We start from the raw sequence: 15,498 nt of genomic DNA, 5'->3' as shown, positions 1-15,498 counted from the left end.
GAACAAGAATTCGGATTACAAATACGGAGAAAACAAACGAAATAGGTTATTACGGATTTTCTTATAGATGGATAAACCTCGAACATCCTCTTCTACCACACCTTCAGCGTTGAATTTCTTGGACTCAAATAATTCCGTCAGCTGCGCATTCAGATCCGTATCAAAACATTCTAAATTGATTTCGAAGTTGAACTCTAAACTTCTGGCATCCCAGTTAGTAGAACCTATGAATGACCAGACATCATCAATAAGCACTATTTTGCTGTGATCAAACGGCCGCTTATTTTTATATATTTTTATACCATGCTCTATAATTCTTGGATAATTGGCTTCCATAACCCAATCTACAAATAGAATATTACTGTGCTCAGGCACAATAATTTCAACAGACACGCCACGCAAAGCTGCGGCATGAAGCGATGTCATTAATGTTTGATCAGGAATAAAATAGGGAGTGATGATTTTAACGCTTTTCTGCGCACAAACGAGTGCGTTAATTAGTGTCCAACGTATCCTATTATGATGCTCATCCGGGCCATCTTGAATAACTCTAGCGACAACAGATTTATCATTTTTTACCTTCAGAGTGCTTGGGCTATAGGAAGGAAATTGAATCAACTCTCTTGTAGCAAAGAACCAGTCCTCTATAAAAACTTGGCTAATTTGATCAATAACAGGGCCCACCACCTTAAAATGAACATCATCAATCGGGTGTTTTGCAGACTTAACCAGATTACTTTTACTGATATTCATGCCACCAATATAAGCTTCTTCACCATCAACACAGAGTATTTTCCTGTGGTTTCTTAGGTTAATAAAACGAATGCTTGTAAACGAAATCGCAGGTAAAAATTGTGCCGTTCTCACACCTCGTTTCTTTAATGCCCTATCTGATTTACGCCAGCTGTAACCAACTCCAATACCATCTAACAAAACATGCACTAACACACCACGCTGCTGCGCTTGCGCTAGTGCGTTAACGAATTGACGTCCAAGTGAGTCGTAATCAAAAATATAACTTGATAAAACTATGTGATGTTTTGCAGCTTGAATCGATTTTATCATCGCAGGATAAGCATTATCGCCGTTAACAAGGGGCTCAATACTATTATCATCAACATAATTCACTGGATGAATAGCGTACCCCGCGATAACAGAGGAATGCCAGTTTTCAGGTAGGCAATGAAAATCAATACAATCCTCTTTATAGCGGAAGTCTTGTTTGAGCGTTTGAGGGTGCTCTCTCTTTGCTATACGCCTAATGCGGTTTATGCCAAACAACCAGTAGAACAAACTGCCTAAGACAGGCGAAAATATCACCAAACCTATCCAAGCAAGAGAAGTACGTTCGTTTTCTTTGAACAGCAGCACATGCAAGGATGTCACAGCAGACAAACCAATATGCAACACGACGATAATAGTTACCCAGTGAAAGCTAACCCATTCAAGCAATACTTCAAATATCGGCATAAATCTCAACTCAAACAATACGCTGCTAAATCCATTCACCAACAACCTCTACTTCAATCACGTATTTTATAGTGATAAGTTACAACAATACTCAACTGGATAAAGCGATTTACATAATTTTTATAAAATACTTGATTATAAACATCAGCAATAATGCTAAACAACTCGACACGAAAGGCAACAATACATAACTTACGACAGAGACATCATTGGAAGACTGCATGAACGCATCCCGACGTTTGAATGCAAACCAAGCTGTCACAATTGTTGCGGTGCTGTCACAGCCTCTTCAGAGGAAATGTTGCGCCTACCAGTTAAATCAGACGCTGAGCGTAACGCCGTTTTAAAAGAGCTTAATTGTGTTCACTTGGGACCAAGTGGTTGAGAAGTGTATGATGAACGCCCATTAATCTGTCGATTATTTGGTACCACACCGAAAATGGCCTACCCATACGATTGCCGTCCAAAAGCCATGATTGATTCAGGTATTGAAGATCAAATTCATGAGCACATTGCCACTACTCGGCAAGTGTTAGTCTAACTTCTGAACGCAAAAAATGACTAGAGTGGTATAGCCCGATTTTTTAAGCCAACCACTCAAGCAATGAGTTTACGGCATCATAATGAACAAGCCAACAAAGTCCCTTGTTTAATTGCGCGTTTGGCATCTAACTCTGAGGCGACCGCAGCACCACCAATAAAATGCACTGGCCGATCTAAGCTTTCACCCAACGCCTTATTTGGCAATTGACCTGCACAAATAACCACATGATCAACGTCTAAACATTGCGGCTTACCAGATACTAGTATGTGCAGCCCTTGATCATCCACCTTTTGATACTCACAATCAGCGATCATGGTCACACCTTTTTTTAACAACTCCGTTCGATGAATCCAACCTGTCGTTTTACCTAAGTTCGCCCCCACTTTTGAGGCTTTTCGCTGCAATAGAAAAATATCTCTTGCTGCTGGTGCAAAATCGGCTTTCATGCCCTCGACACCCCCCTGGCACGAAACGTCATATCAACGCCCCACTGTTTCATAAAACCGTCAATACTTTGTGGGGAATGATTTGGGTCATGAATCAAATATTCACTGATATCAAAACCGATACCGCCTGCACCAATTACAGCCACACGCTTACCGACCGTATGACCGTTCATAACATCCAAATAGCTCAATACTTTAGGATGATTGATCCCCTCAATATCCAAATCTCTTGGTACAATCCCTGTGGCAAATACCAATTCATCAAAGTCGTATTGTTGCAACAGTAATTCGTCAACCTCGGTATCAAGCTGCAAGGTCACTCCTGTCAATTCCAACTGACGCGTAAAGTAACGTAAGGTTTCATAAAACTCTTCTTTACCAGGAATACGCTTAGCTATATTAAATTGCCCGCCAATTTCACTAGCAGCATCAAACAAAGTAACTTTATGACCTCGTCTCGCAGCGGTCGTCGCAAACGCCAAACCTGCAGGTCCTGCACCAATCACACCAATGTGTTTTGTTGTTTCTGACGGAGTAATGAGTAATTCAGTCTCATGACAGGCCCTTGGATTTACCAAACAAGATGTCATTTTATGATCGAAAACATGATCCAAACAGGCTTGGTTGCAGCCAATACAGGTATTGATTTCATCTGCTCGACCCTGCTCAGCTTTCACCACAAACTCAGGATCGGCCAAAAATGGCCTTGCCATTGAGATAAGATCCGCATCACCACGAGCCAAGACCGCCTCTGCAACATCGGGCATATTGATACGGTTTGACGTAATTAAAGGGACATTCAATGACTCTCTAAGCTTTGCGGTTACCCAAGTAAAGGCCGCTCTAGGTACTTTTGTCGCAATAGTCGGTACTCTTGCCTCATGCCAACCAATACCTGTATTAATAATACTGGCTCCTGCTTTTTCAATTCCTAAACCCAGTGTAACCACTTCTTCCAACGTACTTCCCTGTTCAACCAAATCCAACATTGACAGACGATAAATAATAATAAAATGATCACCTACCGCCTCCCGAATTCGACGCACAATTTCTAACGGTAGGCGAATACGATTTCCATAATCTCCACCCCAATCATCATCACGATGATTGGTGCGAGAAACAACAAACTGGTTAATTAAATACCCTTCCGACCCCATGACTTCAACGCCATCATAACCCGCCTTTTGCGCCAACACCGCGGCGCGCACAAAATCTTCAATTTGTTGAGAAACCTCTTCATCGGTTAACTCATGAGGACTAAAGGGATTAATTGGAGCCTGTAATGCAGAAGGCGCTACTAATTTAGGATTGTAGGCATATCGCCCAGTATGTAAAATTTGCATGCATATCTTACCGCCTTCAACATGAACCGCCTTGGTTACTTGGCTATGGTTGGCAACATCCTCATCGCTGACCATCAACGCGGCCCCAGCATACACACCACCTTCCACATTCGGGCCAATTCCACCTGTCACAATCAAAGCGACGCCACCTCTAGCACGTTCTGCATAAAATGCCGCCATACGAGCAAAACCGCCTTTGACTTCTTCTAACCCTAAATGCATAGATCCCATAATGACGCGGTTTTTTAACTGAGTAAAACCAAGATCTAATGGTTGAAAAAGGTGTGGGTATGGTGATTGGCTCATAATGTGACTCACTTTGTTTATTATTTTTAAATATTGCAGCTGCCCGCGTACAATTTTGACACTGTCAAGATAGATATTCATTTTGACATTGTCAAGATACAAGTATTTAATCAGCTCATGCCAACACTAAAAACTCAGTATCACCATGGTGATCTCACTAAATCACTGCTTGAATCCGCCTCTTTCATTATCAAAGAACAGGGCGTAGAAAGTCTCAGTATGCGCAAATTAGCAGACACCGTTGGAGTCTCAAGAACGGCGCCATATCATCATTTCAAAGATAAAAACGCCTTACTCTGTGCTCTAGCTGAAAAAGGTTTTCATGAACAAGAAGGCATATTGAATACCTTAAAAGCGCAAAAAATTAGTGCTGAAGAAAGCTTTAGGAATTACGTATGTGCTTACGTTGAGTATGCCCTTCGACACAGTGAAACCTACGATCTCATGTACGGTAGGACATTATGGAAAGCTGGCACACCAAGCGATTCACTAAAAAAAGCCTCTAAACAGACCTTTAAAGCATGGATTGACTGGGTCGAAACATTGCAAGCAGAAAACGTATTGCCAAAAAACAATACCGCATTAAGAATTGGACAAACCACATGGGCAAGTCTTCATGGGCTGGCTAGGCTTTTTATAGATGGTATCTACCTAGACCAAGCAGATCTTTCGGAAATGATTGAGCAAATGATTAAAAATCTTTGCTCAAATGCTTCAACCGGCTCCCAAATTTGATCGGGTATTAGACAACAACTGCTCCTTCCGTAAGCGTCTAATGTCCTTATGACTCAAATAAAGCAAAGGCGCTATAACGAAAAAAGAACCAACAAACAAACCTAAATCTGGCGCTTCACCAAAAAACCACCAACCAATCAGGAAAGCAAAAATCAATCCGGAATACTCAGCACTGGTTACCTGACTTGATGCAACATATCGATACCCGACTAGACACGATACGCTATATAAAATTGAGCATATCGACGACAAAGCCGAATACATTAATACATCCAACTGAAACGCAGCCCCCTCCCAAAAAGCCAATCCTCCAGCCAATGGCAACGCAAAGAGCTGGGTCACGAATAAGCCATATAGCATATCTTGTTGCTGCGGTAGACGCTTAATTAACAAGCTATTTGTAGCAAGCACAATCGCAAACAGAATGGCACTCACCATACCAGAGCTAACCTCTGTCGGCCTCAGTATCACTAAAATACCAATAAAGCCAAGAACCGCGGCGAACACAACATCCACTGTTAATCGCTCTTTATAGAAAAAAGCCCCCAAAAGCATAATAAAAATCGGGGCGGTATAAAACACCGCATTAGCCGTTGCCAATGATAGTTCCGCCAAAGAAAGGACCAATAAAACAGCCGCCAACACCCACATATTACCGCGAATAAAATGAAGCTTTAGCCCTAAAAAAGCGGTCGATTTTGCGTAGTGACGAAACCTAAACGCCACAATAGGACAAAGAATGAGGCACATAAAAACAGCACGCAGAAAAGTGAACTGAAAAATAGCCACATCAGAGCCTGCCATTTTGATAAAAGTGTCACACAGGGTAGCAAAAAAACTGCCTAATACTAATACAAAAATAGCACTACTAACGGTACGACCCGACACACAACTCTCCTACAAAGTATTCAAATTCACAGTAGCTTAGTAAGTTTACATCATTAGATAAAGTGATATATTCAAACCCAGTATTAGTTATTTGGATAATAAATATGACGCCTTTAAAATCCCTACCTGTGTTTGAGACAGTGGCTCGACTTAACAGCTTCTCATTAGCAGCCAACGAGCTAAATGTGAGCCAGAGCGCCGTATCCCATCAGATAAGAATTCTTGAAAACTATCTAGGAGAAAGCCTTTTTCATCGCCAAGGTAGAAACCTAGAACTCACCAAAGAAGGTAAGCAGTATTTAGATGCCATCAGCAGCTCATTACTGCAAATAAACGAAGCCACAAATCGTCTGAAGGGTGTACAGAAAACACATATAAGACTGGCCGTGTACAGCTCGTTTGCCGTCTACTGGCTAATCCCCAGACTACCAGAACTTAAACGTCTACACCCAAGCTTAGAGCTGAGTATAGAAATGAGCCACCACTCTCCAGATTTATCAGACAGAACGGCAGACTTTTTTATCACCGTTGAAAAAGAAAAAAGAGGGTTCTTATTTGAATCTTTATATCAAGAGGAGCTTTTTCCAGTATGTAGTCACCAATATTTTGAAACCATTAAAAACAAACTAAATATCACCTCAACTCAAGAATTAAGTGACAAACTAAAAGCAACGCCAAGCTTACTGGCACAATTTCCACTTATCACCTCATATAGCATCTATGATCGTCATACAGAGGATTGGAGACGATGGTTTGCAAATTTAAAGCAGCCTCTACCAAGTACAATACAATTTCACCGCTTTAGTCACCTCATGCTCGCATATGAAGCCGCAAAACACTCACTTGGCATTGCACTCGTTAATGACTATATGATGAATGAGAAATACGAAGAAACACCACTCACACGATTACCTTGCCAAGCGTTCAAAACAGGTGACAACTTTCATTTAGCGTACAAAGAAAGTCGTAAAAATGAAGACGCAATCAGACACCTAAAGCAATGGCTGAAAGAAGAGGCCAACTCTTTACCTCGATTTTAGCCTCTTTCACAAACATCAGATTCAGCGATTAGCTAATCAGTGGAGATAGAATATGCTGATAAAAGCGTATAGCGGCACATCACGCAGTATCTGCAGGTCGGCATTTATTCGACAAAAACTATATAAATCAAATTTTTGAAAAAATGCACAACAATCGCCTTGGTGTTGGATTCGCGCTGACGCGTAGAGCCTGCGAAACAGGCGCAAGCGAAGCGAATACTAGGGTGATATATAGTTAAAACCCTGTAGGTCGGTCTTCAGGCTTAAGGATCCCCACAAATATAGAGTGATGCCCACTTGTTGGTTAAACTATTTTCGCCAAAAAATAAGCCAGACAAGGGGCATCACATTGTTATTATCAAGTTTACTTCCTGACAATTCAATCTCCATTGATAAGCGAACCTATACAGCTTTATCAGATGCAGTATCCTCCGTTAAAGAAGGCGCCAGATTAAGCCTAACGGCAATTGGTAGAAAACTAGGAGAAGACGCTAACGTCATTGAAAAATATTGCATTAAACGAGTTGATCGACTGTTAGGAAACATCCAATTACACCAATGCCGAAATCAATTTTATAAGACCCTTGCCTCTCACTTTTCTTCACAAGAGTTCTTGCCCATCATTGTTGATTGGTCAAGTGTTTATGATTTTAGCTTTGTTTTACTGCGCGCCTCAGTGGCCTTTCAGGGAAGAGCTTTCACTTTATATGAAGAAGTACACCCTGAAGGAGCTATGAATAATCATAAAAGACATGTCGACTTCTTAAATAATTTAAAGCAAATACTTCCCTCTGACTGTACCCCTATTATCTGCACGGACGCAGGATTTAAGGTTCCGTGGTTCAAAGCAATAGAGCAATTAGATTGGTATTGGCTTGCACGTACACGTGGAACGGTAAAATGCCAAACGGATAAACGACCACAATGGACTCTCGTTGACGGTTATCATCATCAAGCCACCACAAAACCAATGGAGTTGTCCGGCTTGCGTCTATCAAAACAACAACAATGGCCTTGTCGTGGTGTTTTGTATAAAAGTCCACGCCCTACAAAGAAAAAAGCAAACCCGTTAAAAGACCAAACTGTAACAATTATAAGAAGTGCTCTAAAGCAAACAGAGAGCCTTGGTTTCTAGTCAGTAACTTGCCAAAAGGCGAGTTTCCTCCTCTTGCTCTAGTCAATATTTATAAGCGCAGAATGACTATCGAAGAAGCATTCCGAGACACGAAGAACGAATATTATGGGCTAGGACTAAAACGTAGCCGAAGCCAATCTATTGAGCGATTACAAACCCTTCTGTTAATTGCCTTACTTGCTCAATGGTGCCTTTACGTCATTGGGAAAGCGGCAGAGATGCAAGGTTATCATCGTCATTTCCAATCAAATACGATAACAACGAGGCGAGTATTGTCTTATTGCTATTTAGCCAAAAGGATCCTGAAAACCTCTCGTTATGAAATAACAGAAAAAATGTTATTTGAGGCGTTAGACCTTCTTCTATTGGAAACCAAGTGCTAGAAATAAATGTGGGGATCCTTAAGTCTTCAGGCCGTCAAAAAAGCTCGCGACAACACATCATGTCTTGTCGGGCTAAAGCCTTAAGGATCCCCACAAATATAGAGTGATGCCCACTTGTTGGTTAAACTATTTTCGCCAAAAAATAAGCCAGACAAGGGGCATCACATTGTTATTATCGAGTTTACTTCCTGACAATTCAATCTCCATTGATAAGCGAACCTATACAGCTTTATCAGATGCAGTATCCTCCGTTAAAGAAGGCGCCAGATTAAGCCTAACGGCAATTGGTAGAAAACTAGGAGAAGACGCTAACGTCATTGAAAAATATTGCATTAAACGAGTTGATCGACTGTTAGGAAACATCCAATTACACCAATGCCGAAATCAATTTTATAAGACCCTTGCCTCTCACTTTTCTGCACAAGAGTTCTTGCCCATCATTGTTGATTGGTCAAGTGTTTATGATTTTAGCTTTGTTTTACTGCGCGCCTCAGTGGCCTTTCAGGGAAGAGCTTTCACTTTATATGAAGAAGTACACCCTGAAGGAGCTATGAATAATCATAAAAGACATGTCGACTTCTTAAATAATTTAAAGCAAATACTTCCCTCTGACTGTACCCCTATTATCTGCACGGACGCAGGATTTAAGGTTCCGTGGTTCAAAGCAATAGAGCAATTAGATTGGTATTGGCTTGCACGTACACGTGGAACGGTAAAATGCCAAACGGATAAACGACCACAATGGACTCTCGTTGACGGTTATCATCATCAAGCCACCACAAAACCAATGGAGTTGTCCGGCTTGCGTCTATCAAAACAACAACAATGGCCTTGTCGTGGTGTTTTGTATAAAAGTCCACGCCCTACAAAGAAAAAAAGCAAACCCGTTAAAAGACCAAACTGTAACAATTATAAGAAGTGCTCTAAAGCAAACAGAGAGCCTTGGTTTCTAGTCAGTAACTTGCCAAAAGGCGAGTTTCCTCCTCTTGCTCTAGTCAATATTTATAAGCGCAGAATGACTATCGAAGAAGCATTCCGAGACACGAAGAACGAATATTATGGGCTAGGACTAAAACGTAGCCGAAGCCAATCTATTGAGCGATTACAAACCCTCCTGTTAATTGCCTTACTTGCTCAATGGTGCCTTTACGTCATTGGGAAAGCGGCAGAGATGCAAGGTTATCATCGTCATTTCCAATCAAATACGATAACAACGAGGCGAGTATTGTCTTATTGCTATTTAGCCAAAAGGATCCTGAAAACCTCCCGTTATGAAATAACAGAAAAAATGTTATTTGAGGCGTTAGACCTTCTTCTATTGGAAACCAAGTGCTAGAAATAAATGTGGGGATCCTTAAGGCTAAAGCCACGACCTACAAAAATCGAATAACCTGTCGGCCTTTAGGTCGTCAAAAGCGAAGCGAATACCAAGGTGATGGTGATGCACCTCGGCCCCTTTCTTTGAGACGAAAAAAAGCCCTGACAGCGTTAGCTATCAGGGCCTTCTTAATATAAAGCTTGACGACGACCTACTCTCACATGGGATCTCCCACACTACCATCGGCGATGGCGCTTTTCACTTCTGAGTTCGGGATGGGATCAGGTGGTTCAACGCCTCTATGATCGTCAAGCAATTCGTTTTGCGTTTTGTTCTGGCTGGGCGTTTTGTGGCCTCACCAAAACACGCGAATACGTGCTTGGATCTTTAACAATTCATTTTGAAATAGTGATAACCAAGTATCAAACCGATGCTCATCATTGCTGATGCTTTATCGTAATCTGTGTCTGTGATTGTAGCGTTTCCGCTTTAAAAACCACTTTGGTGTTATATGGTCAAGCCTCACGAGCAATTAGTATTGGTTAGCTCAATGCCTCACAGCACTTACACACCCAACCTATCAACGTCCTAGTCTCGAACGGCTCTTTAGGGAACTTATGTTCCAGTGAGATCTTATCTTAAGGGAGGCTTCCCGCTTAGATGCTTTCAGCGGTTATCCCGTCCGAACATAGCTACCCGGCAATGCCACTGGCGTGACAACCGGAACACCAGAGGTTCGTCCACTCCGGTCCTCTCGTACTAGGAGCAGCTCCTCTCAAATCTCAAACGTCCACGGCAGATAGGGACCGAACTGTCTCACGACGTTCTAAACCCAGCTCGCGTACCACTTTAAATGGCGAACAGCCATACCCTTGGGACCGGCTTCAGCCCCAGGATGTGATGAGCCGACATCGAGGTGCCAAACACCGCCGTCGATGTGAACTCTTGGGCGGTATCAGCCTGTTATCCCCGGAGTACCTTTTATCCGTTGAGCGATGGCCCTTCCATACAGAACCACCGGATCACTAAGACCTACTTTCGTACCTGCTCGACGTGTCTGTCTCGCAGTTAAGCGTGCTTTTGCCTTTACACTCTATGCATGATTTCCGACCATGCTGAGCACACCTTCGTGCTCCTCCGTTACTCTTTGGGAGGAGACCGCCCCAGTCAAACTACCCACCACACAGTGTCCTCGATCCGGATTACGGACCTGAGTTAGAACCTCAAACATACCAGGGTGGTATTTCAAGAGTGGCTCCACGGTAACTGGCGTCACCGCTTCAAAGCCTCCCACCTATCCTACACAAGTAGGTTCAAAGTTCACTGTGAAGCTATAGTAAAGGTTCACGGGGTCTTTCCGTCTAGCCGCGGATACACAGCATCTTCACTGCGATTTCAATTTCACTGAGTCTCGGGTGGAGACAGTGTGGCCATCGTTACGCCATTCGTGCAGGTCGGAACTTACCCGACAAGGAATTTCGCTACCTTAGGACCGTTATAGTTACGGCCGCCGTTTACTTGGGCTTCGATCAAGAGCTTCGCTTGCGCTAACCCCATCAATTAACCTTCAAGCACCGGGCAGGCGTCACACCCTATACGTCCACTTTCGTGTTTGCAGAGTGCTGTGTTTTTAATAAACAGTCGCAGCCACCTGGTATCTTCGACCGACTAGTGCTTACGGAGCAAGTCCTTCACACCGGCCGGCGTACCTTCTCCCGAAGTTACGGTACCATTTTGCCTAGTTCCTTCACCCGAGTTCTCTCAAGCGCCTTGGTATTCTCTACCTGACCACCTGTGTCGGTTTGGGGTACGGTTCCTGCATATCTGAAGCTTAGAAGTTTTTCCTGGAAGCATGGCATCAACCACTTCGCCCAAAAGAGGCTTCGTCATCAGTTCTCGGTCTTAAAAGGTACCGGATTTGCCTAAGCCCTAAACCTACCGCCTTAAACACAGACAACCATCGCTGTGCTGGCCTAGCCTTCTCCGTCTCTCCATCGCAATATGCACGAGTACAGGAATATTAACCTGTTTCCCATCGACTACGCATTTCTGCCTCGCCTTAGGGGCCGACTCACCCTGCCCTGATTAACATGGGACAGGAAACCTTGGTCTTCCGGCGGGGGAGTTTTTCACTCCCCTTATCGTTACTCATGTCAACATTCGCACTTCTGATACCTCCAGCCTGCCTTACAGCTTGACCTTCAACGGCTTACAGAACGCTCCTCTACCATGCCTAGTAAACTAAGCATCCGTAGCTTCGGTGTACAGTTTTAGCCCCGTTATATCTTCCGCGCAGGCCGACTCGACTAGTGAGCTATTACGCTTTCTTTAAAGGATGGCTGCTTCTAAGCCAACCTCCTAGCTGTCTAAGCCTTCCCACATCGTTTCCCACTTAACTGTAACTTTGGGACCTTAGCTGACGGTCTGGGTTGTTTCCCTTTCCACGACGGACGTTAGCACCCGCCGTGTGTCTCCCGTAATTGCACTCATTGGTATTCGGAGTTTGCATGGGGTTGGTAAGTCGGGATGACCCCCTAGCCCAAACAGTGCTCTACCCCCAATGGTGAGATACGAGGCGCTACCTAAATAGCTTTCGAGGAGAACCAGCTATCTCCGAGCTTGATTAGCCTTTCACTCCTATCCACAAGTCATCCCCAGCCTTTTCAACGGATGTGGGTTCGGTCCTCCAGTTGATGTTACTCAACCTTCAACCTGCTCATGGATAGATCGCCCGGTTTCGGGTCTATTCCCAGCAACTAAACGCCCTATTAAGACTCGGTTTCCCTACGGCTCCACTACATGTTTAACCTTGCTACTGAAAATAAGTCGTTGACCCATTATACAAAAGGTACGCAGTCACGGAACAAGTCCGCTCCCACTGCTTGTACGTACACGGTTTCAGGATCTATTTCACTCCCCTCACAGGGGTTCTTTTCGCCTTTCCCTCACGGTACTGGTTCACTATCGGTCAGTCAGGAGTATTTAGCCTTGGAGGATGGTCCCCCCATATTCAGACAGGATAACACGTGTCCCGTCCTACTCGTTTTCATGATTAAGGTGTTTTCGTATACGGGGCTATCACCCTCTATCGCGGCACTTTCCAGAGCCTTCTACTAACACCAAAACCACTTAAGGGCTAATCCCCTTTCGCTCGCCGCTACTTAGGGAATCTCGGTTGATTTCTTTTCCTAAGGGTACTTAGATGTTTCAGTTCCCCTCGTTCGCCTCCTCACAGCTATGTATTCACTGTGGGATACTCTACAAGTAGAGTGGGTTCCCCCATTCGGACATGTTCGGATCAAAGCCTGTTTATCGACTCCCCGAACCTTTTCGCAGATTACCACGTCCTTCATCGCCTCTGACTGCCAAGGCATCCACCGTGCACGCTTGGTCACTTGACCATATAACCCAAAATAGTTTCGGATCACATACCAAAGGGCTTTTGTACCCCTCTGGATTTACGATTTAGAAAGTCATCTAGGTTAAAGATGCTTTCCACCGGTTTGACGCTTGATTATCGTCTATTTCAAAATTCGAATTGTTAAAGAGCAAGTTTAGTGCAAAGCACTAAGTCAGAGACTAAAAATCACCCAACACACGAATGCATAAGATGTTTAGCGTCTTGCTTAGAACTCTCTTCTAATCTTTTACACAGAATGATCCGTAAATGGTGGAGCTATGCGGGATCGAACCGCAGACCTCCTGCGTGCAAAGCAGGCGCTCTCCCAGCTGAGCTATAGCCCCATTTTTCTCTAGATCGTATTTGCTAATTGGAATAAACATCTCCAATTAAATACCAGAATTTCAAGAACAAGACTTTTAAGGTCGACGTTTAATTCGCTAAACGAGATCTTAAATAACGAAGTTATTGGAATTCTGGTGGGTCTGGGCCGATTTGAACGGCCGACCTCACCCTTATCAGGGGTGCGCTCTAACCAACTGAGCTACAGACCCAAATACAATATAATTTGCTGTTTGTTTTAGTTCGGTCGACCTCACCCTACTCTTTACCAAAATAATGGGGTACGCTCTAACCAACAGAACAACAGATTAAAACACTTCTGTGCTTCTCATAAATTAGACATCAGATAATTTGTGTGAACGCTCACCAGAGGTTTCTATCGTTTAAGGAGGTGATCCAGCCCCAGGTTCCCCTAGGGCTACCTTGTTACGACTTCACCCCAGTCATTGACCACTCCGTGGTAAGCGTCCTCCTTACGGTTAGACTACCTACTTCTGGAGCAATCAACTCCCATGGTGTGACGGGCGGTGTGTACAAGGCCCTGGAACGTATTCACCGTGACATTCTGATTCACGATTACTAGCGATTCCGACTTCATGGAGTCGAGTTGCAGACTCCAATCCGGACTACGACGTACTTTCTGGGATTCGCTTACTCTCGCAAGTTCGCAGCCCTCTGTATACGCCATTGTAGCACGTGTGTAGCCCTACTCGTAAGGGCCATGATGACTTGACGTCGTCCCCACCTTCCTCCGGTTTGTCACCGGCAGTCTCCTTAAAGTTCTCGGCATTACCCGCTAGCAAGTAAGGATAAGGGTTGCGCTCGTTACGGGACTTAACCCAACATTTCACAACACGAGCTGACGACAGCCATGCAGCACCTGTCTCAGAGTTCCCGAAGGCACAAACACATCTCTGCGTTCTTCTCTGGATGTCAAGAGTAGGTAAGGTTCTTCGCGTTGCGTCGAATTAAACCACATGCTCCACCGCTTGTGCGGCCCCCGTCAATTCATTTGAGTTTTAACCTTGCGGCCGTACTCCCCAGGCGGTCTACTTATTGCGTTAGCTGCGCCACTAAGTCATTACAACCCAACGGCTAGTAGACATCGTTTACGGCGTGGACTACCAGGGTATCTAATCCTGTTTGCTCCCCACGCTTTCGCACCTCAGTGTCAGTATTAGTCCAGGGTGTCGCCTTCGCCACTGATGTTCCTTCCTATATCTACGCATTTCACCGCTACACAGGAAATTCCACACCCCTCTACCATACTCTAGCCTGCCAGTATCGGGTGCCATTCCAAGGTTGAGTCCTCGGGATTTCACATCCGACTTAACAAACCACCTACGCGCGCTTTACGCCCAGTAATTCCGATTAACGCTTGCACCCTCTGTATTACCGCGGCTGCTGGCACAGAGTTAGCCGGTGCTTCTTCTGGGGCTAACGTCAAGATAATTGGGTATTAACCAATCACCCTTCCTCACCCCTGAAAGTGCTTTACAACCCTAAGGCCTTCTTCACACACGCGGCATGGCTGGATCAGGCTTGCGCCCATTGTCCAATATTCCCCACTGCTGCCTCCCGTAGGAGTCTGGGCCGTGTCTCAGTCCCAGTGTGACTGGTCATCCTCTCAGACCAGTTAGAGATCGTCGCCTTGGTAGGCCTTTACCCTACCAACTAGCTAATCTCACGCAGGCTCATCTAATAGCGGAAGGCTCCGAAAAGTCCCCTCCTTTCCCCCTCAGGGCGTATGCGGTATTAGCATGCGTTTCCACATGTTGTCCCCCTCTACTAGGTAGATTCCTACGCGTTACTCACCCGTCCGCCGCTCGTCACCCAAGAAACAAGTTTCTCCGTGCTACCGCTCGACTTGCATGTGTTAAGCCTGCCGCCAGCGTTCAATCTGAGCCATGATCAAACTCTTCAGTTAAAAAGTTTGCTTACTCAAAATCTATTACACTAACAATAACTTAATCATTTCATCATCCCGAAGAACAACGAAACAACATAAAGCGAATTGACGTGTTAGACGTTTCGCAAGACTTCAATTTTTTTGACCATCTCGAATCAGTTAAAAACCAATCCGGACAATCTTCTGAAGCCTCCAGCGAGCGCCCACACAAATTATCTGATTATCTATTTTAAAGAGCG

At 44.2% G+C, this 15,498-nt stretch carries 8 protein-coding genes, 2 tRNA genes, 3 rRNA genes and 1 pseudogene; 6 read left to right on the top strand and 8 right to left on the bottom strand.

Translation table 11 applies throughout. From position 1 onward, the window contains the following. Positions 1–15 precede the first annotated feature (15 nt). Positions 16–1,470 carry a phospholipase D-like domain-containing protein gene (locus AC0L6V_RS00070; protein ID WP_409419172.1) on the bottom strand — a complete coding sequence of 485 codons (1,455 nt, stop codon included), beginning with the start codon at positions 1,468–1,470 and terminating at the stop codon, positions 16–18. 388 nt (positions 1,471–1,858) lie between these two features. On the opposite strand from AC0L6V_RS00070, the gene AC0L6V_RS00065 reads away from it, so the two are divergent. Then, the gene (locus tag AC0L6V_RS00065; RefSeq protein WP_265216707.1) at positions 1,859–2,011 is read left to right on the top strand and encodes a hypothetical protein; all 153 of its coding nucleotides are present in this window, start codon (positions 1,859–1,861) and stop codon (positions 2,009–2,011) included. Positions 2,012–2,088: 77 nt separating this feature from the next. Here AC0L6V_RS00065 and AC0L6V_RS00060 read toward each other — a convergent pair. Next, positions 2,089–4,109, bottom strand: a pseudogene (locus AC0L6V_RS00060) (oxidoreductase). Between the two features lie 117 nt (positions 4,110–4,226). Between AC0L6V_RS00060 and AC0L6V_RS00055 the strand changes: the two are divergent. Next, on the top strand, positions 4,227–4,844 hold the full coding sequence (locus AC0L6V_RS00055) for a TetR/AcrR family transcriptional regulator (RefSeq protein WP_265216705.1): 618 nt from the start codon (positions 4,227–4,229) through the stop codon (positions 4,842–4,844). Here the strand turns inward: AC0L6V_RS00055 and AC0L6V_RS00050 are convergent. Beyond that, a complete protein-coding gene (locus AC0L6V_RS00050; RefSeq protein WP_265216704.1) occupies positions 4,824–5,732 on the bottom strand; it encodes a DMT family transporter in 909 nt (302 codons plus the stop codon). The two genes, AC0L6V_RS00055 and AC0L6V_RS00050, sit on opposite strands and share 21 nt — an antisense overlap. Positions 5,733–5,836: 104 nt before the next feature. Between AC0L6V_RS00050 and AC0L6V_RS00045 the strand changes: the two genes are divergently transcribed. The 4 genes from AC0L6V_RS00045 to AC0L6V_RS00030 all read left to right on the top strand — a co-directional run bounded on the left by AC0L6V_RS00045 (position 5,837) and on the right by AC0L6V_RS00030 (position 9,626). After that, positions 5,837–6,772, top strand: a complete 936-nt coding sequence (locus AC0L6V_RS00045; protein WP_409419170.1) for a LysR substrate-binding domain-containing protein — start codon at positions 5,837–5,839, stop codon at positions 6,770–6,772. Positions 6,773–7,121: 349 nt separating this feature from the next. Continuing rightward, entirely contained in the window at positions 7,122–7,907 is a 786-nt protein-coding gene (locus AC0L6V_RS00040; protein ID WP_409419169.1) for an IS4 family transposase, read from the top strand. An 8-nt stretch (positions 7,908–7,915) separates the two neighbouring features. Beyond that, on the top strand, positions 7,916–8,290 hold the full coding sequence (locus AC0L6V_RS00035; RefSeq protein ID WP_188322931.1) for a transposase: 375 nt from the start codon (positions 7,916–7,918) through the stop codon (positions 8,288–8,290). Positions 8,291–8,456: 166 nt separating this feature from the next. Beyond that, on the top strand, positions 8,457–9,626 hold the full coding sequence (locus AC0L6V_RS00030) for an IS4 family transposase (protein WP_409419168.1): 1,170 nt from the start codon (positions 8,457–8,459) through the stop codon (positions 9,624–9,626). A gap of 180 nt (positions 9,627–9,806) precedes the next feature. Here the strand turns inward: AC0L6V_RS00030 and rrf are convergent. From rrf to AC0L6V_RS00005, 5 genes are all read right to left on the bottom strand, one after another. After that, positions 9,807–9,921, bottom strand: a 5S ribosomal RNA gene (rrf, locus tag AC0L6V_RS00025). Between the two features lie 198 nt (positions 9,922–10,119). After that, positions 10,120–13,009 (bottom strand): 23S ribosomal RNA (locus tag AC0L6V_RS00020). Positions 13,010–13,276: 267 nt separating this feature from the next. After that, positions 13,277–13,352 (bottom strand) — tRNA-Ala (locus AC0L6V_RS00015). Between the two features lie 133 nt (positions 13,353–13,485). After that, positions 13,486–13,562 (bottom strand) — tRNA-Ile (locus AC0L6V_RS00010). A 172-nt stretch (positions 13,563–13,734) separates the two neighbouring features. Continuing rightward, a 16S ribosomal RNA gene (locus tag AC0L6V_RS00005) occupies positions 13,735–15,277 on the bottom strand. Together the 16S, 23S and 5S rRNA genes with 2 tRNA genes alongside form the textbook arrangement of a ribosomal RNA operon. Positions 15,278–15,498: the final 221 nt, after the last annotated feature.

It is taken from the genome of Marinomonas sp. G8-14, assembly GCF_055808935.1.
Note: the sequence above shows the minus strand (reverse complement) of the source record. Positions and strands in the feature narration are given on the sequence as shown.

Bases quoted from the DNA above. Each gene is read 5' to 3' on its own strand.
- AC0L6V_RS00070 (WP_409419172.1), bottom strand. From the start codon at position 1,470: ATGCCGATATTTGAAGTATTGCTTGAATGGGTTAGCTTTCACTGGGTA.
- AC0L6V_RS00055 (WP_265216705.1), top strand. From the start codon at position 4,227: ATGCCAACACTAAAAACTCAGTATCACCATGGTGATCTCACTAAATCA.
- AC0L6V_RS00045 (WP_409419170.1), top strand. From the start codon at position 5,837: ATGACGCCTTTAAAATCCCTACCTGTGTTTGAGACAGTGGCTCGACTT.